Raw genomic sequence first — 16,881 nt, 5'->3', positions numbered from 1 at the left:
CGGGAACGGCTTCCGCCCGGAGGGCGGCGTTTCCGCCAGGCCAGGGCTCCGGCCGGGCGTCTCAGTACGGCTCGGTGGTCATGGTCCCCCCTGACCGTTCTTTGGGGGGTTCCCGACAGTCTTTGGCGTTCCGGGGCGGGCCGGGCTGTCAAGGGTGGCCGAAGGCCATCGCGAAGCGACGCGACCGAAGGGAGCGCCCTTGACAGGGCGGACCGAACCGGAAGGACAGTGAGACTGGCGGGAAGTCCCCAGCACTGTCCGATCCCGGTCCGGTGGATCCCGCACAGCCCTACCCCGCCCGACGGGCACCGCCGCCGCCGTCCCCATCCCGCCCCGCAGGGATCCCGCTCACCCCCACACCGCCCCGACCCGCCCCCGTACCCCTAGAACGCGCCGTTGAGGCGGTACCAGTCGCCGTCGACCTGGCGGTGGTCCTTTACGTAGCCGTTGCCGTTGCCCTGGCCCTCGTAGCTCAGGAGCCAGCCCCAGTGGCCCGGGCTCGACCAGCCGTCGGCCGTGTACTTGTCGTTGGTGATCGTCGCGAGGTCGTTGACGCCGTCGCCCGAGTAGTCGCCGACCGCGATGAAGTTCCCCATGACGCCCCAGCCGCTGCGGCCCGTCAGGATCCGGTCGGCCAGGCCGCCCGAGGCGGTGCCCGGGTAGAGCCAGAGCTTGCCGGTGGAGGCCTCGCGGGCGAGCAGGTCGGGACGTCCGTCGCCGTTCATGTCGCCCGAGCCGATGAGGGCGTCCATGACGCCCCAGCCGCTGCGGCCGATCAGGATCCGGTCGGCCAGGCCGCCCGAGGCGGTGCCCGGGTAGAGCCAGAGCTTGCCGGTCGAGGTCTCGCGGGCGACCAGGTCGCTGCGGCCGTCGCCCGTGAGGTCGCCGAACGCGGTGATCAGCGACATCCCGTTCCAGCCGCTGGCGCCGATGAGCCGACGGTCGTCGAACCCGCCGTCGCCCCGCCCGGGGTAGGCCCACAGCTTGCCGGTGGACGCCTCGCGCGCGAGGAGGTCCTCCTTGCCGTCCCGGGTGAAGTCGCCGTGCCGGGTCAGGGTGCTCATGACGTTCCAGCCGGTGCCGACCTGCTTGCCGGTGCCGTCGCCGGGCAGGAACCAGAGCCGGCCGACCTCGTCGCGGACGAGGACGTCGGCGCGCCGGTCGTTGTTGAGGTCGCCGAAGCCGGCCTTGGCGGGCGAGACCTCGGAGTACCAGTTCGGGTAGGCGTTCAGGCCGCACTCGCGGTCGGTGAGCACGAACTTGATCGAGCTCTTGTCGCTCTCGGCGGGGCCGGACGAGCCGCCGCCGGGGCCGTTGGGCTGGTCCGCCCAGTAGGAGCCGTAACCGTAGTTCGGCTCCGAGTAGAGGCACGCGATCTTGTCGGTGCGATTGCTCGTGGCCCGGATCTTGTTGTCGAACGCGCCCAGCGTCGGCTGGTCCGTCTTGACCTTGAGCATGGGCCCGGTGGCGTTGTCGTTCGTCCAGGCGCAGAAGTAGCCGGTGGGGCAGTCTTCGTACTTGGCCGGTGCGGCCTGGGCGGGAGTCGCCGTGGTGGCGGCCAGACCGAGGCCGCTCATCGCGAGGCCGAGCCCTGTGGTCAGCCCGCGCAGAAGTGCAGTGCGCATCAAGCGCTTCCCCCCTGAGTGTGATGTGCGAGGCACATTAGCGGCGGGCCCGCAGGCGGAAGGAAGTGGGGCCCGACCGGTCCGCCCCCTCCCCAAGTGACGCAGCATCAGATACACCGGTCCCATGGCGACAGAAGAGACAGCAGGGCGGGAAGGCGGCACCCGCGCCGACGCGTACGCGGAGCTCGCGGCCGTGGGGCCGTACGGGGTCAGGCCCGGCCACGCGCTGATCACCATGGTCGAGCCGCACCCGGGCCACGAGTACGCGTACAACCGCTGGTACGAGGACGACCACTACTACGCCGGGGCGATGGCCATGCCCTGGATGTACGCCGGGCGCCGCTGGGTGGCGACCCGGGAACTCCAGGAGCTGCGCTACCCCGAGAAGTCGGCGGTCGCGCAGCCGGTCGGCGCCGGGTGCTACCTCTCCACGTACTGGGTGACCGAGGGCCGCTACGACGAGCACATGAAGTGGACCGTCGGGATCAACAAGCGGCTGGGCCGCGACGGCCGCGTCTACCAGGGCCGTACGCACGTCTTCACGGCCTTCCAGGACCACGTGGCGACGGTCTACCGCGACGGCGCCGCCGGCCCCCGGGACTTCCACGCCCTCGACCACCCGTACGCCGGGCTCGTGCTCCAAGTCGTCGATGCCGACGGGCCCGAGCAGCGGGCGGAGCTGCTGGACTGGCTGCGCTCGCGGGCCCTGCCGAAGCGGCTGGCGGGCTCCGCGGCGGCGATGGTGACGGCGTTCCGGCCGACGCCGCTGCCGGGCGACCGGATGACCTACGTGAAGCAGGTCGAGGGGGTCGACACCCGGCTGACCCTGCTCTGGTTCCTGGAGGCCGACCCGCGCACCTGCTGGGACCGCTTCGAGGGGCTGGACGCGGAGGTCGCCGGGGCGGGGCTGGGGCGGGTGGAGCTGGTGGCCCCGTTCATCCCGACGGTGCCGGGGACGGACCGGTACGTGGACCGGCTGCGGCGGTAGCGGCGGTAGCGGCGGGGGTGACCGGCCGCTGGCCGCCGGCCGCCCGGGCATGGCCGAGCCCCCTCGGCCAGGACGGCGGGCCGGACGAGAGGGCTCAAGTCAGTACTGCGGGTAGTGCAGGTACTACGGGTACTACGGGTACTGCGGGTTGAGCTGATCCTGCGTGGTGCGATGGCTGGGACGTGCGCCTCGACGTTCAGGCGAGACGTCCCAGCCGACCCTCGGTGACGTCGGTGACGAAGGAGGTCCAGGAGCCCGGCGCGAAGGTGAGGGACGGGCCGTCCTGCGCCTTCGAGTCGCGCACCGCGATGGCCTCCATGGCGGGGGACTTGACCTCGACGCACGCACCGTTCGCGGAGTAGGAGGACTTGGTCCAGATTTCCGTGGCGCCCTGACGAATAGCCATGTTTCTCTCCGGTTCAGCGAGTAGTTCCGGTGACGTGCCGGCCACTTCCCCGGCCGACGTGATCGACGCTACCCGCCGCACTCGGCAGGTGAAGGAGGCGTTCACCCGACCGAGTGGCATATTCCATTCAGGTCTTCTGTGGCCGGGGATCGACGGTGTACCGTACGGCCCCCCTCGCCCACCTGGCCGGATTCCTCCGGTTTTACTGCTCCTTGCCCGCGTAGTGATTGATGATCCCCGAGATGAACTGCCGGGTCTGGTCGACGTTGAGGGCCTGCGCGCGCAGGTGCTCGTACATCACGCTGTACTTCTGGACGTCGTTGGCCTTCTCCAGGTACAGATCGCTCGTCACGCCCTCGATGTAGACCACCGTCGAGTCCGAGGCGTCCGGGAATTCCAGGATCGCGTACTGGCCGTTCACGCCCGGGTGCGCCCCCATCGCGAACGGCATCACCTGCACCGTGACGTGCGGCTGTTCCGACTGCTCTATCAAGTACTCCAGCTGCCGGATCATCAGTTGGGCGTCACCCACGTGCCGGCGCAGCGCCGCCTCGTCGATGACCGCCCACAGGCGCAACGGCCCGAGTTCCGGGTTGTTGTTGTCGGTCTCCGAGAGCCGCTTCTGGCGGTGCATGCGGACCTGGACGCGCTTGTCCACGTCGGCCGGGGCGGTTTCGGGCCACGCGCCGCGGACCAGGGCCTGGGCGTACTCCGGGGTCTGGAGCAGGCCGGGGATCACCAGGGGCTCGTACGTGCGCAGGCTGGCGGCGTCCGTCTCCAGGCCGATGTAGACGCTGTACGGGATGTCGCCGAAGGCGTGCCACCAGCCCTGCTGGCGGGAGTCCTTGGCCATCTGCATGAGGGAGTCGACCAGCCTGCGGTCCTCGACCTCGTACACGTCGCACAGGTCGCGGACGTCGCGCTGGCTGATGGAACGGCGGCCGTTCTCAAGTCGGCTGATCTTCGACTGGGAGACGAGGAGGCGCTCGGCGACCTGCTCGGCCGTCATGCCCTTGTCTTCGCGGAGCTTGCGCAACTCCATGCCCAGTCGGCGGCGTCGGACGGTGGGATTGACATTGGACGCCACTTGAACGGCACCTCCGCCTTCTTGTCGTTCTCTCTGCGTGCCTGATGTTCAGCAGACTGCCACCGAAGGGCCAGGTGGCGCCGGAGAACGGCCGGGAAAAGCGGACGCGCGGGGTGGCGCGGCCGGCGAACCGGCCTCGTCACCCCGCGCGCTGGCGGTTCCGCGACCGGATCTTGGGGGACCTCGGTGCGGTACTGGCGGTACTGGCGGTGCGGTCGTGCGTGGCGCCTGCCGACGGGTCAAGGGGTGTGGCAGGCGGTCTGGCGAGTGGTGCCGGCACTGCTGTTCGGGTGCTGCCGGCGGACCGGGGTGTTCCCCGGGGTGCGGATCAGTGCGCGGCCGCGCGGGCCATCGCACCCGTCCGGCGGGGTTGCAGCGGAACCCCGCTCGCCGTCGCCCGGGCGGCCGGCGGGGCCGCCGGTGCGCGGTCGCGGCGTGGCTGCGCCGCCACACCGTTCTGGACGTCCATGACGGCGTGCGCCACGAGACCGCCCATCGGGTCGTGCCGGATCAGGTCCCGCAGCCGGGACCTGGACGAGCGCCCCTCGTTGCCGGGGTACAGGTGCTTGCCGAGTCCGACCGCGTGGGCCAGTGCGGCAAGCGCCGCGGTCCGCGGGTCCGGCGGTACGCCGGTGCGGATCGCACTGTCGAGCCGGGCACGGATCTCCCGGCTGATCGCCGTGTCGGTCGCCTGGTAGCGAGTCGTCGGCAGCACCCCGCACATCTGTCCCGCGACGGCATGCACCATGCCGCAGCGCTCAAGGTGAGCGAGGTAAATCTGGCGGAGCCCCAGCCGGGGTCCGCCGATCCAGTGGACGGCCCGAACCGGGCTGCCGCGTCTGCGCAGCAGTTCCAGTGCGGAGTCCAGAGTCGGATCTCCTGTCGGCCGTGGCATCACCACGGCGATACGATCCCCGTCAGGGGCTATCCGTCCTGCCAGAGCCAGCTCTACTAGCTGTGCCCCGGCCAGGCCGAGGTCGAGCGACTGCGGCTGCGCCGTGGTTCCCGTGGTCGGGTCCAAGGCGAGCAGCAGAAGCTCCTCCGGAATTGTTCTGCGGCTCCTGCCCATCCATGCCTCCCCGCGTGGATGAGTGACAGGGTGACGCCTCTCACATTCATCTGTCGAGAGCGCCTGGCCGCTTTGTGGGGGAACCTGCAGCTATGTCGTTCTCGTCTAGCGGGTGAGCGATGCCCCCTAGACGGGACACTGTTAGACGGTTCGGACAGCAGCCGGACGTCGATCGAGGAGGAACTGGTGGCGGGCGAGTCCCCCGACAAGTCGGTAGATGAAGGTGCGGTGGGGGAGGGGCGCGACCCGAGGGTGTCGGTGTTCCGGCCGCGGGATCCCGAACCGGAGCCGGAGGCCGTTGACCCGTTGCGGGAAGCGGTGGCGGCGTGGGTCGCCTCGGAGGCGGGGTCCGACTCCGACGCCGAGCCCGACTCCGATGCCGACTCCGAATCGGAATCCGGGGAAGCCGCGGAGGCCGTGTCCGGTTCCGGGTCGCCCGGTCGGGTGGAGTCGAAGCCGTCTGCCGATGACGCGGAGGAGCGCACGGCGGTGTTCCGCGCCGTGAAGCCGGCCGATTCCAAGGCGACGTCCGGCGCCGAGAAGCGGGATTCCGCTCCGGCGAAGCCGGCCGCCGCTGAGGAGTCGGCGGAGAGCGAGCGGACGGCGGTGTTCCGCGCGCCGAAGCCGGCCGACGCCAAGCCGGAGTCCAAGCCCGAGCCCAAGTCGGAGTCTTCCGCTTCTGCTTCCGCCAAGCCCGCGTCCGGTGCCGCTTCTGACGCCGAGAAGCGGGATTCCGCTTCCGCCAAGCCGGCTGCCGCTGATCAGCGGACGACCGCGTTCGGGGTGGTCAAGCCCGCCGTCACCGGGGAGCCTGCGGACAGCGAGCGCACGGCCGTGTTCCGCGCGCCGAAGCCCGCCGACGCCAAGCCGGAGTCCAAGCCGGAGTCTTCCGCTTCTGCTCCCGCCAAGCCCGCCGACGCCAAGCCGGAGTCTTCCGCTTCTGCTTCCGCCAAGCCCGCGTCCGGCGCCACCTCCGGCTCCGAGAAGCGGGATTCCGCTTCTGCCAAGCCGGCTGCCGCTGATCAGCGGACGACCGCGTTCGGTGTCGTGAAGCCGGCCGCCACGGGGGAGCCTGCGGACAGCGAGCGGACGGCTGTGTTCCGTGCGCCGAAGCCCGTCGAGGCCAAGCCTGAGGCCAAGCCCGAAGCCAAGTCGGAGTCTTCCGCTTCTGCTCCCGCCAAGCCCGCGTCCGGCGCCGCTTCCGGTGCTGAGAAGCGGGATTCCGCTTCCGTCAAGCCGGCTGCCGCCGATCAGCGGACGACCGCATTCGGTGTCGTGAAGCCCGCCCCGGCCAAGCCGGCCGCCGGTGACGAGCCGGCGGACAGCGAGCGGACCGCGGTGTTCCGGGCCGTGAAGCCCGCGGAAGCGGCCAAGGCGGCCAAGGCGGCCGAGGCGGCCAAGGCCGCGCCCGCCAAGCCGGCGCCCGCCAAGCCCGCGACGTCCGGCGGCAGCACCTTCGTGCCGCTGCGCGGCGACGGCACCGCCGCGCCGAAGGCCCCCGCCGAGCCCCGCCCGCCGCAGGCAACGGCGCCCCGGGTGTCCCTGGAGCCCGGTGAGCGGACCACGCAGCAGCCGCTGCCGCCGAAGCCGCCGCTCGACATGCTCGCGGACCTGACGAACAACCCGCCCCCGCCGCCGAGCCCCCTGCGGACCGCCGTCCGGCGTTTCAAGATCTACGCCCCGGTCGTCGTCCTTCTCGCCGTGATCCTCGCCGTCGTACAGCTGGTCCGCCCGCTGCCCGAGCCGAAGCTCACGATGACCGCGAAGAAGACGTACACCTTCGACGGCGGCGCCCCGGTGATGCCGTGGCCGAAGGAGGGCCAGGCCTACATGGCGGCGGCCGGTCTCGGCACCGTCGGCAGCTTCGGCGAGCAGAAGCCCGTCGCGATCGGCAGTGTCGCCAAGGCGATGACCGCGTACGTGATCCTCAAGGGCCACCCCCTCAAGAAGGGGGAAAAGGGCGCGATGATCGACGTGGACAAGGCCGCGGTGGAAGACGGCAAGAAGGAGTCCGAGGGCGAGTCGACGGTCAACACGCTCAAGGAGGGCGGGCAGATCTCGGAGTACGACGCCCTCGCCGCGATCATGATCCCGTCCGCCAACAACGTCGCGCGGCTCCTCGCGCGCTGGGACGCGGGCGGGGACCAGGAGGCGTTCGTCAAGAAGATGAACGACGCCGCCAAGGAACTCGGCATGACCAACACCACGTACACGGACCCCTCGGGTCTGGACGCGACCACGGTCAGCACCGCCGAGGACCAGGTCAAGCTCGGTCTGAAGATCGTTGAGATGCCGGAGCTGATCGCGATCACCCGGCTGCCCAACTGGACCGACGCCTCCGGCAAGTCCTGGCGGAACTACAACGACCTGATTCCGTTCAACGGCTCGCTCGGCATCAAGACCGGCTCCACCACGAAGGCGGGCGGCAACCTGCTCTTCGCCGCGGAGAAGAAGGTCGGCAAGACGAACCAGCTGGTCGTCGGCGCGGTCCTCGGCCAGCACGGCGTGCCCATCCTCGGCACCGCCATCGACGCCAGCCGGCAGATCATGCTGGCCACGCAGAAGATGCTGACGAACGCGCCCGTCGTGAAGAAGGGCGATGTCGTCGGGTACGTCGACAACGGCCTCGGCGGCCACACCCCGGTGATCGCGACCGCCGACGTGGAGGCGGTCGGCTGGCCGGCGCTCACCGTCAACGTCAAGCTGGGCGACGACGGCGCGAAGCTCCCGCAGACCGCCAGGGCCGGGACCGAGGTCGGCCTGCTGACCGTCGGCGAGGGCGCGAGTCAGGTGAAGGTGCCGGTGGCGCTGAAGAGCGACCTGGTCGCACCGGGTGTCGGCAGCAAGCTGACCCGCGTCGGCTAGACCCGCGCCGGCCGGCGCCGCGTCGGCCAGACCCGCGTCGGCCCGCGCCGGCGCGGACACCGGCGCGGATGCCGGCGCCGCTTCCGGTGGCCGCGTGGACCGGCGCCCCGGGCAACCCCGGGGCGCCGGAGCGCGTCCAGGGGCTTGAACACGGACTCGTTCGTTCTCGTAAGTCGTCAGGTGTTGGGGAGTGTGCGTCGGCAGTGACCACCGCTGAGCAGCAGAGGCAGGGGCGCAGCCCGGGGGAGAGCCCGTCGGCCGGGTCCGACGTGCCCGAGGACGGCGCCGGCATACGGGGCCGCGCGCGCGGCGGGCTCGGCTGGGCCCACCGGCATCCGGTCGCCGTCGCCTCCGCCGTCGCCGCGGTCCTGCACGTCGTCTGGTTCTTCAGCTTCGCCAACAGCGGCGGTGACCTGGCCGCGCAGGACGCCTGGGCCGAGTTCGTCGGCCGCCACCCCGACTCGGCGTACAACCTCGCCTGGTACGGGGGCATGCACCCGGTCTCGTACAGCGTGGTCTCGCCGTACGTGATGTACATGATCGGCGTCCGCACCACGATGATGATCGCGGGGACGCTGTCGGCGGGGCTGTTCGCGCTGATCCTGACGCGCTGCCGCGGGGTCGTGCGGCAGCCGCTGTGGCCGGCCCTCGCCGGGGTGTACGGGCTGCTGTGCAACGCCCTGTCGGGCCGGGTCACCTTCGGGCTCGGGGTGGTGTTCGCGCTCGGCGCGGTCGCCGCCGTCTTCTGCTGGCCCCGCAAGTGGGCCGAGCGCCGCTGGGCGAAGGCCGCCGTGGCGGCCCCGCTGGCCGCCCTCGCCACCGCCGCCAGCCCGGTCGCCGGGCTGTTCCTCGGGGTGATCGCGGCCGCGCTGTTCCTGAGCGGGCGGCGTCCGGGCGCGTACGCGCTGGGGCTGGCGCCGGCGGCGGTGGTCGGGCTGTCGGCCTGGCTGTTCCCGTTCTCCGGCACGCAGCCGATGAAGCTGGGCTCGGCCGCGCCGCCGTTCGTGTTCGCGGTGGCGTTGCTGTTCCTGGTGCCGAAGGGGTGGAAGACGGTCCGGATCGCCTCGGGCGTGTACGCCTTCGGGGTGCTGCTGACCTGGCTGATCGATTCCCAGGTCGGTTCGAACGTCACCCGGATGATCATGCTGTTCGGGGCGGCCGTGGCCCTCGCGGCCCTCCCGTACGCGCGGCCGCGCTCGCGGCAGTGGTACGGGCTGCTGCTCGCCTTCGCCGGGCTGAACGTCTGGATCACCTCCAACAGCGTCACGGACATCGTCCGCACCACCCCGGTGGCGGCCTGGAACCGGGAGCTCGCCCCGCTCGTCGACCAGCTCCAGAAGGCGGGCGCCGACCGGGGGCGCGTCGAGGTGGTCCCGGCCAGCAGCCACCGCGAATCCTCGGCCTTCCCCTCGTACGTGAACCTCGCGCGCGGCTGGAACCGGCAGGCCGACCTGGAGCGGAACCCGCTCTTCTACGACGACACCCTCAGCGCGACGACGTACCGGGCCTGGCTGGACCGCTGGGCCGTGCACTACGTGGTGCTGCCCGCCGACAAACCCGATTCGGGCGGCGAGGAGGAGGCGAAGCTGGTGGCCGCGGGGCTCCCGTACCTCCAGCAGGTGTGGGGCGACAAGAACTGGCGGCTGTTCAAGGTCCACGAGCCGACGGACCTGGTCTCCGGGCCCGCGACGGTGGTGCGGGCGAGCGCCGACCAGCTGGTCATCGACGTGAAGCAGGCCGGGCGGGTGCTGGTGCGGGTCCCGCATTCGCCGTGGCTGGGGCTGGTGGACGGGGCGGGCAAGCCGGTGGCGCCGCCGCAGGGGAAGCAGCCGAACACGGCCGGGTGCCTGTTCAAGGCGGTTCCGGACGTGGACGGCGACGTGTGGACGGAGCTGCTGGCACCGGCGCCCGGGGAGTACCGGGTGGCGGCGAAGTACCAGCTCCCGCGGGGGACGCCCTGCCCGGAGGAACTGGTCACGCAGACGGTGGGCCCCCGGGGACGCCCCACCCCGTCCCCCCGCCCCTAAACCTCCTGGCTCCCCGTTCGCTCCCACCTTGATCCAACATTCTTTACGTCCGGTCCGGGTGCATTGGTCCGCATATCTGCATACGATCCCAGTAGTCCGATTGGGTGCTTCCCGAGGGAGTTGACGGCGGGATGAGCAAAGAGCAGAAGCAGGATTACCGGACGGCTGTCGCGAAGGGGCTGGAGTCGAACCAGGCGCGGCGCGCCCAGGGGCACGGCTTCGAGGGTCCGGTGCGGAGCAAGGTCAAGGGCGGTGCGCACACGAAGGCGGAGCTCAAGCGCTCGGGAACCCCGCAGGGTGACCGCATCGGAGAACGCACCAGGGGCCTGAGCTGACCCTTCCGCCCCCCCCGGCGGTCGCCGGTGACCCGGGCCGTGCCCAGCCCCGGGCCACCGGCGCGGCAGGCCCTCGGCCCGCGCTGGGCCCCGGGGCGCGGGCCGAGGGCACGAGCCCGCACGCCGAGGCCGCCGGCCGCCCGGCCCGGGACCCGGCCGGAGCCGTCCGCGCCCGTACGACGAACGGGGTCACGGCTGCGGCCCCCGGCGGCCCGGCTCACGCCGTCAGCGCCCGCAGCACCGGCAGGAGCTCGGCCTCCTCGCGGTCCAGGTGCGCCAGCAGCTCCCGGCTCAGCTCCTCCAACTCCGCCCGGACGGCGGCCTGGTCGCCGCCGCTGCGGGTGAGCCCGGCGATCCGCGTCTGCGTCCGCCCGATCTCCCGGTGCTCCTCCTCCAGCCTCCGGAAGAACCCGGCGAGCTGCGGGTGCCGCTCCGCCAGCCAGGGAAACAGCCCGGCGTCCTCCCCGGTGTGGTGAGCCTCCAGGGTCTGGCAGAAGGCCAGGCAGTGCTGGCGCAGCTGCATCCCGACCGGCGCGCTCTCCCCGGCGGGCAGCCGCAGCAGCTCGGCGATCTGTGCCCGCAGCCACCCGTGGACCCGCGTCAGCATGCCCGCGACCCCGTCCTCGGCGCTCTCGGCGCTCTCGGCCTCGTGGGTGCGCTGGAGCTCCACGACGGGTATCACGCGCCCGGTGTTCCTCTGGTACTCCCCGTACCCGGGCTCCTCCCGCACGATGTGCGCGAACAGCTCCTCCCGCCGCGCCCCCTCGGCGGGCACCGCCACGGCCTCGTAAACCTCGGTCCCGGTCTCCACCCGTACGAGGGGTCGCGCGAGCAGGTTGCGGTACCAGTCCGGGTGCCGGTCGGAGCCGCCGGCGGACCCGACGACGTACATCCCCTGTCCGCCCGGCCCGCGCGGACACCCCAGCGGGGTGGTGTGCTCCCGCCCGGAGCGCGCCCCGGTGGTGGTGAGCAGGATGAGCCCGGCCCCTTCGAAGGGCCCGCCGACCCGACCGGCGTTGGCTCGGAATTCCTCTATGACGGCTTGGTTGAACGACATGACGCGGTGACGGTCCTCTCGCGGTGTTTGCGCATGCATGACGGCAGCGGAACAACCGCGGAACTCACCCGTAGCCGGTGGCGAACACGCCCATGACCCGGTCCTTCACGTACGGGTACTCACCCGGCGACCGCCCGGCCCACATCTCAGTGGACGGCCCCACGTGGTACCCGGCCATAAAACCACACCGCCGCAGGGGACTTGACGCAGCCGCGCTTCTCCCGGCCCGGGTTCAGCGGCAGCCCGGCTCGTCCGCCCGGCTCGCCGTCTCGGAACGCACGTGAGCGAGCACCTCCCCGGCGAGCGCGCGATAGCGGGTGACCTCTTCGTCGAACTCGGCATTGTCCATGTCCAGGCCCGCGGCCGGGCCGGGCAGCCCCGCAAGCTCTCGCAGCGTCGGTTCGAAGTCCGGGTCCAGGCCCTTGTGGCACGTGCCGCAGAGCGTGACCAGGTTCTCCTCGGCCGTCGGTCCGGCCATCCGCCAGGGCACGAGGTGATGGAGGTGCAGCTCGATGTCCGTGTGATCGCTCGCCCTGCGACCGCAGACCACACATCGGAAACCGTCCCGCTTGAGTACCTGCATGCGCAGCTTCCGGGTGGGCGCCCGGCGCTCGACGGCGTCGTCGGGAAGGTGTTGCGTGACGAGGAATCCGAATCCGCCGAACTCGGCCGAGCCGTCGTGCACGCACTCCTTGGGGGCGATCACGCTGGACAGGCGGTCTTCGGCGATCTGCCTGCCGACCAGGGCGTTCCCACCGAGTCGCAGGTAGACGGCCAGGCTGGCGTCATCGTGCACCGACACCCAGGCCTGCTTCATGGCGGTCCAGGCGTTGAGGATGAATTCGGGGTTGACGAGGCGCGCGGCGCGGATCTCCCAGCGCGGGTTCCGTTCGGAGAAGCCCACCCAGTGCGTCTGCGCTGACCAGGACAGCCCCCCTCGCCGGTTGGCTCCAAGCGTCAGGGCGTAGTAGTCGCCCGCAGGGTCGTAGGCCTTCATGCTCCGGAGCGTCCGCAACAGCCGTTCCCTGGCCGCTGCTTCCTGCGTGTCTCCCATGGTGCGACTGTGCCATGGCCGTCTGACGGCCGATGCCGGCCGGAGACGTCAAAGACCCCCAGCCAAGATCGGCTGAGGGTCTTCTGCCACGTGCCCCCGGCAGGATTCGAACCTGCGACACCCGCTTTAGGAGAGCGGTGCTCTATCCCCTGAGCTACGAAGGCGGGGATCTGTGGGAAAACGTGTAGGAAATCGGGGTGAACCCCGCGATGTCAGACACGTCGTCCCAGGATCTTGCGCGGTGCGCAGCCAGGGCTGCGCACCGGCGCCAGTGTAGCGGGTGGGGGCCGTAGGTTGCTGTCGGATTAGAGGGATGTGATCTTGCGGCGGCGCGGTGAGGCCCGGGGCCCGCAGCGAGCTCCGCTGGCGGGACCGCGCCGGCCGCAGCGCGGTCAGGCGGATGGGCCCGCAGCCGTGGCGAGGGAGATGGAGTTGATCATCCAGGCGAAGCCGAGGTAGACGAGGAGGGCTGCCTGCGCTCCGTACGCGGGGACACGATTGTCGCGGTGCGAGTAGTCGAGAGTGCAGTTCCCCGATTCGCTGTCCTGACGGAAACCGAGGAGCCTGTCGCCGTAGTCGGTGTTCGGGGGTACTTGGCGCAGATGCTCGGTCCTGTTGAACTTCTTTCGTTTGGTTCTGGGGTCGATCCTCTGGTCTTCCTGTGTTTCGTATACGGGGATGCGCTCGGTGTGCGCTCCGTGGCGGCAGGGGATTTCTACTCTGTGGTAGAAGCGCCAGGTATTTCCGGCGCGCACTTCGAGTTCCCGGACGGGTAGCGGCGAGTACATCGTTTTCCCGTTGACGGTGATCTGCCGCTCGCAGGCACGGCCGGATGTGGCGTAGATGTCATGGGTGCAGTCCTGGTAGCGGAATCGCTCGAGCGGGTGCGGCTTGATGCCATCGTGCTGTCTGGTGAAGACGATGATTCCCCGGCGGACGAGTCCGGTCCGGTGGACGCCTCGCCATGCGGTGTCGAAGCTGGCGGCGATGACGCCAGGGGCGCGGTCGATGATCTCGTGGGCGAGACGGAGGGCTACGGAGGCCTCCTCCTCCCTGTCCGGATCTTCTTCGGGAGAACGGTGGCGTGCGCTGTCGACGTTCAGGAACCAGCGACTGTGGGGCTTCCCGGCGACGCGGGTGGAGAAGGCGACCAGCTTCTTACCGTAGATGCTGTTTCCGTCTCCTTCTGTCTGGATCCCAGCGTCCGGGTCAACGCGATGCCTACGGATTTCTCCGGTCTTTTTGTCGACGCTGAACTCTTCGGTCTGGTCGGAAGGGGGACGGACTACGGTGCCGTCGCCGTTGATGACTTGGCTTCGATCAGGGCGAAGCCAGCTTCCACGGGGTCTCTCCTCGGAAAGGAGTCCCTGTGCGATCGCTTGGCGGATCCACGTGTCCCTTGAGATTTCCCGGAGCCGAGGCAAAGCTCGGATCATCTTCGGCTGGAAGTCCATCCAGTGGTGGCGCTCGGGCCCGGTTTCGGGAAGCAAGTCGGCCTCCTTGTCCCCCAGGCAGTGGCGCACACCTTCGACGACGATTTTCCACACGGAGTCGAGGCGAAAATTCGCCTCGACAGAGCGGGCACTGCTGAAGATCGAGATGGCGGCAACGAAGATGAGGTAGATGTACGGCGGGTAGTGCGCAGGCCGGCCAGCGTTGCCAGGGGTCTTCCGCGGGAAGACCTCCGCGGCCACCTCGTATAGGGCTGGGTTGGCCACGAGGAACGCCAGACGCTCGAGGTCCGGGATGTTGCGCGCCTCGGCTCCTTTGGGCTCGGGCCGGAAGCCGACGGGACTGAGTGCATCCTGCGGGACGGCGCCGAGGATCCAGTCCGGTTCCTTCTTCCTCGGCTTTCCCTCCCTCCCCGGATTGGTCCGGGCGCGCTTGGAAGCATTGGCCGGCATGCGCCGACTGGGGGCCGCAGGTTTCACAGGATGCCGTCCTCGGTGGTGAGGGGGCGCCACTGGTAGTCGGCGAGTTGCGCGGCCCGGTCAAGGGACGACAGTCCGAAGCGCAGCGCGACATCAGCGATCTGGCCGGTAGCGTCGAGGACCTTCCCGGCGAGCCAGCTGGAGACGTCGCGAGGTCTTGCGGATTTGCCATCGGGAGCGGTTCCGCTGCTGCGAACGATCTCACCGAACGCCGTGCAGACACTGGCCTGCCTGCGGTAGGCGGGGGAATCGGCGATCGTGGCCAGGGAGCGTGGGGCGCCACGGTGCGCGGCCAGTCCGCTGATGAAGTCCGAGCGCAGACGCAGTACTTCGCGAGCCCAGTCATCATCGAGGGGGCAGTAGCGGGCGGTGACGTGCGTGGCACCCAGTGCCCACACTCGGGTGTGCCCAAAGTCGAGGTCAGTGGTGCTGGTGAAACCGATCTCGCTGGTGTGCAGTCCGGACAGAAGGAGCCCGAGGACGGCGGCGTGCCGTGTTTGAGGCATGCCCCGTTCGGAGTGGAAGCGCAGCGCGTCGATGTCGCTGTCGGACAGGATGCCGGTGGGACGTAGTGCGGAACGGGGGATGGGCGGCAGGTCGAGCAGCGGGGCCCGGGTGGTCAGGCCGAGCCGGCGTGCTTCCACGAAGAGGGCGTCGATGCCAGTTTTTCGGACCCGCCGCGTGCTTTCGGCCGGGACGGGAACCATCCGTCCGTGGCGGTCGTGGCCGGGGGCGTCGATGAACCCCTGAGCGACGTTGTCGCTGATGTCGTCCAGGCGGGTGAGCGCAAGGGCCGTGGCGTACAGCAGGAGCCGTTCAGAGGTGGTGATGTAGGACTCGGCCGTCTGGGGGCTGAGGGTGCCGGCCCGTGTTCGCAGGTCCCATTCGTGGACGACTTTACGGAGGGCGGAGCGGAGGGTGGCCCTAGCCATGCGGGCCTCCAGCGGGGTGGCCGGGCCCTGACCACGACGTACTCATGATCACGGTATTCGCGGAAAAGTATGGGGAGCGCGGTTCAGTCGCGCTACGGTGGTTGATGGCTCTCGCCTTGGGTGAGGGCACGCCAAAGCCCCCTCTCTCGCGGGCGTATGCCTCGCGGGGAAGTGTCGGGTTGCGGTGGGGGTCCGGAGGCGTCTGTACCGGCCAAGGAGCAGGACGCCTCCGGACCCAGTCTTTAGACGTTCGTTGACTGCCTCCTCAGGGGCGCGGCAGTGCTCATCTGGCGGGCCAGATACTGCGTGTTGAGCCATTCAGCCCGGTCCATGGCGGCGATGTCAGCCAGGTTCCAGGGGGTCAGGAGTGCGGCGTTCAGGACCTCGTCGTGCTTCAGGAAACGGGTCCGCATCGCCGACAGAGTGGTGAGCAGTCCAGTGAGGTGGTCGTGCAGGGCAGCCGCTTCTTCGGGGGTCAGATGACACACGTCACCCAGGTCGAGCTGCCCGGCCAGGAGCTTCCCCGCATCGTGGTCGTGGTACGGCTGCCCTGAGCTGCTATCGGCGGCGCGGCGAGGACCGGGAACGCCGGTGCTCGTCTCCGCGTGCTTGTCTTCCCCATGGCCGGAGCAGCGCTCGTCCTGGCCGGCCCCGGATTCGTACTCCGTGTGGTTCGTCGAGGAGTCATCCGCATCCGAGGCGGGTGTCTGCTCGCCCGCCTCGAGAACGTCCTGCCGAGTCTCGGCTTGTTCCGGTTCCAGCTGCGCTTCGGGTTGACCGTCCTCGGCCCTGGAGGCGGGCTCTGCCGCGTCTGCGTGCCACCTGATGTACCCGTCGGCTTCCTCCAGGAGAAAGCCGGTTGCGGTCATCAGGTCCAGGAGCCGGTCGACGCCCTGCTCGTGGCCTGCTGTCTTGACCTGCCTGAGGAACTGGAGCCGTAGTCCGGCGCGCAGCCCGGCGCCGTCCGCGAGGCGTTCGCGGGCGGAGCGGACGAACCAGAGTCCCTTCCAGGCGTCGTGCAGTGCCCGCTGGCCTTCGTCCGGGCTCACTGACCAGGCGCGCGCGACAGCGACACCCTTCTTCGTGGCACGGTAGGTACCACGAGGGGGGACGCGCTCGGCCAGTTCGCAATCCAGCAGGAACTTCATGGCGATTCCGACCTGCCACGAGCCGATGTTCGTGCGCTCCTGGATGTCTCTGACATGGCAGGGCTGGGGCATGGACCCGATGGTCTTGATGATCGCGATCTGCCTGTTCACCGGAACCCTGAAGTGAGGCAGTGGTTTGGCTGGTTCGGAAGCTGCCGAACGACTGCTGGCGGTGGGCACGGGTTCCTCCTGGGACATGCGCGTGGGCGGCGCTTGCGCAGCGTAAGCCACCGCAGTCTTCCTCCGCAGGAAAACTGTCGATCTTGCATGGCATCGCAAAGCTGCCTGTTTACGGGCCAGTTGACCAGCGCGTCCTCGGCTCCGGCAGCGCAGCCGGACGAAGGTGGAAGCAAGGGT

13 protein-coding genes and 1 tRNA gene are annotated in these 16,881 nt (G+C 70.1%); 4 read left to right on the top strand and 10 right to left on the bottom strand.

The features are described 5' to 3' along the window. Window positions 1-383 precede the first annotated feature (383 nt). Window positions 384-1,625, bottom strand: a complete 1,242-nt coding sequence (locus tag EES41_RS16170; protein ID WP_123079085.1) for an FG-GAP-like repeat-containing protein — start codon at window positions 1,623-1,625, stop codon at window positions 384-386. Window positions 1,626-1,749: 124 nt separating this feature from the next. Between EES41_RS16170 and EES41_RS16165 the strand changes: the two genes are divergently transcribed. After that, the gene (locus EES41_RS16165; RefSeq protein WP_123079083.1) at window positions 1,750-2,613 is read left to right on the top strand and encodes a hypothetical protein; all 864 of its coding nucleotides are present in this window, start codon (window positions 1,750-1,752) and stop codon (window positions 2,611-2,613) included. A 196-nt stretch (window positions 2,614-2,809) separates the two neighbouring features. On the opposite strand, the gene EES41_RS16160 is transcribed toward EES41_RS16165, so the two are convergent. From EES41_RS16160 to EES41_RS16150, 3 genes are all read right to left on the bottom strand, one after another. After that, window positions 2,810-3,019 carry a DUF397 domain-containing protein gene (locus tag EES41_RS16160; protein ID WP_123079081.1) on the bottom strand — a complete coding sequence of 70 codons (210 nt, stop codon included), beginning with the start codon at window positions 3,017-3,019 and terminating at the stop codon, window positions 2,810-2,812. Window positions 3,020-3,221: 202 nt separating this feature from the next. After that, on the bottom strand, window positions 3,222-4,106 hold the full coding sequence (locus tag EES41_RS16155) for a helix-turn-helix transcriptional regulator (RefSeq protein WP_123079079.1): 885 nt from the start codon (window positions 4,104-4,106) through the stop codon (window positions 3,222-3,224). A 328-nt stretch (window positions 4,107-4,434) separates the two neighbouring features. Beyond that, on the bottom strand, window positions 4,435-5,175 hold the full coding sequence (locus tag EES41_RS16150; protein ID WP_073774551.1) for a GPP34 family phosphoprotein: 741 nt from the start codon (window positions 5,173-5,175) through the stop codon (window positions 4,435-4,437). 186 nt (window positions 5,176-5,361) lie between these two features. On the opposite strand from EES41_RS16150, the gene EES41_RS16145 reads away from it, so the two are divergent. From EES41_RS16145 to EES41_RS16135, 3 genes are all read left to right on the top strand, one after another. After that, on the top strand, window positions 5,362-8,040 hold the full coding sequence (locus tag EES41_RS16145) for a hypothetical protein (RefSeq protein ID WP_123079077.1): 2,679 nt from the start codon (window positions 5,362-5,364) through the stop codon (window positions 8,038-8,040). A 290-nt stretch (window positions 8,041-8,330) separates the two neighbouring features. Continuing rightward, on the top strand, window positions 8,331-10,067 hold the full coding sequence (locus EES41_RS16140; RefSeq protein ID WP_367995811.1) for an MFS transporter: 1,737 nt from the start codon (window positions 8,331-8,333) through the stop codon (window positions 10,065-10,067). Between the two features lie 131 nt (window positions 10,068-10,198). Then, on the top strand, window positions 10,199-10,402 hold the full coding sequence (locus EES41_RS16135) for a hypothetical protein (protein WP_250569136.1): 204 nt from the start codon (window positions 10,199-10,201) through the stop codon (window positions 10,400-10,402). 217 nt (window positions 10,403-10,619) lie between these two features. Here the strand turns inward: EES41_RS16135 and EES41_RS16130 are convergent, their stop codons facing one another. The 6 genes from EES41_RS16130 to EES41_RS16105 all read right to left on the bottom strand — a co-directional run bounded on the left by EES41_RS16130 (window position 10,620) and on the right by EES41_RS16105 (window position 16,704). Beyond that, on the bottom strand, window positions 10,620-11,459 hold the full coding sequence (locus tag EES41_RS16130) for a nitroreductase/quinone reductase family protein (protein ID WP_254211466.1): 840 nt from the start codon (window positions 11,457-11,459) through the stop codon (window positions 10,620-10,622). A 232-nt stretch (window positions 11,460-11,691) separates the two neighbouring features. Continuing rightward, on the bottom strand, window positions 11,692-12,456 hold the full coding sequence (locus EES41_RS43005; protein ID WP_254211465.1) for an HNH endonuclease: 765 nt from the start codon (window positions 12,454-12,456) through the stop codon (window positions 11,692-11,694). 148 nt (window positions 12,457-12,604) lie between these two features. After that, window positions 12,605-12,677 (bottom strand) — tRNA-Arg (locus EES41_RS16120). 228 nt (window positions 12,678-12,905) lie between these two features. After that, window positions 12,906-14,417 carry a hypothetical protein gene (locus tag EES41_RS16115; RefSeq protein WP_254211464.1) on the bottom strand — a complete coding sequence of 504 codons (1,512 nt, stop codon included), beginning with the start codon at window positions 14,415-14,417 and terminating at the stop codon, window positions 12,906-12,908. 23 nt (window positions 14,418-14,440) lie between these two features. After that, window positions 14,441-15,376: a hypothetical protein gene (locus EES41_RS16110; RefSeq protein ID WP_123079071.1), complete on the bottom strand. Its 936-nt coding sequence runs from the start codon at window positions 15,374-15,376 to the stop codon at window positions 14,441-14,443. A 242-nt stretch (window positions 15,377-15,618) separates the two neighbouring features. Continuing rightward, entirely contained in the window at window positions 15,619-16,704 is a 1,086-nt protein-coding gene (locus tag EES41_RS16105; RefSeq protein ID WP_164495856.1) for a hypothetical protein, read from the bottom strand. Window positions 16,705-16,881 lie beyond the last annotated feature (177 nt).

This window comes from Streptomyces sp. ADI95-16, assembly GCF_003721495.1.
GTDB classification, from domain to species: domain Bacteria; phylum Actinomycetota; class Actinomycetes; order Streptomycetales; family Streptomycetaceae; genus Streptomyces; species Streptomyces goshikiensis.
This window is presented reverse-complemented; position numbering and strand designations above follow the sequence as displayed.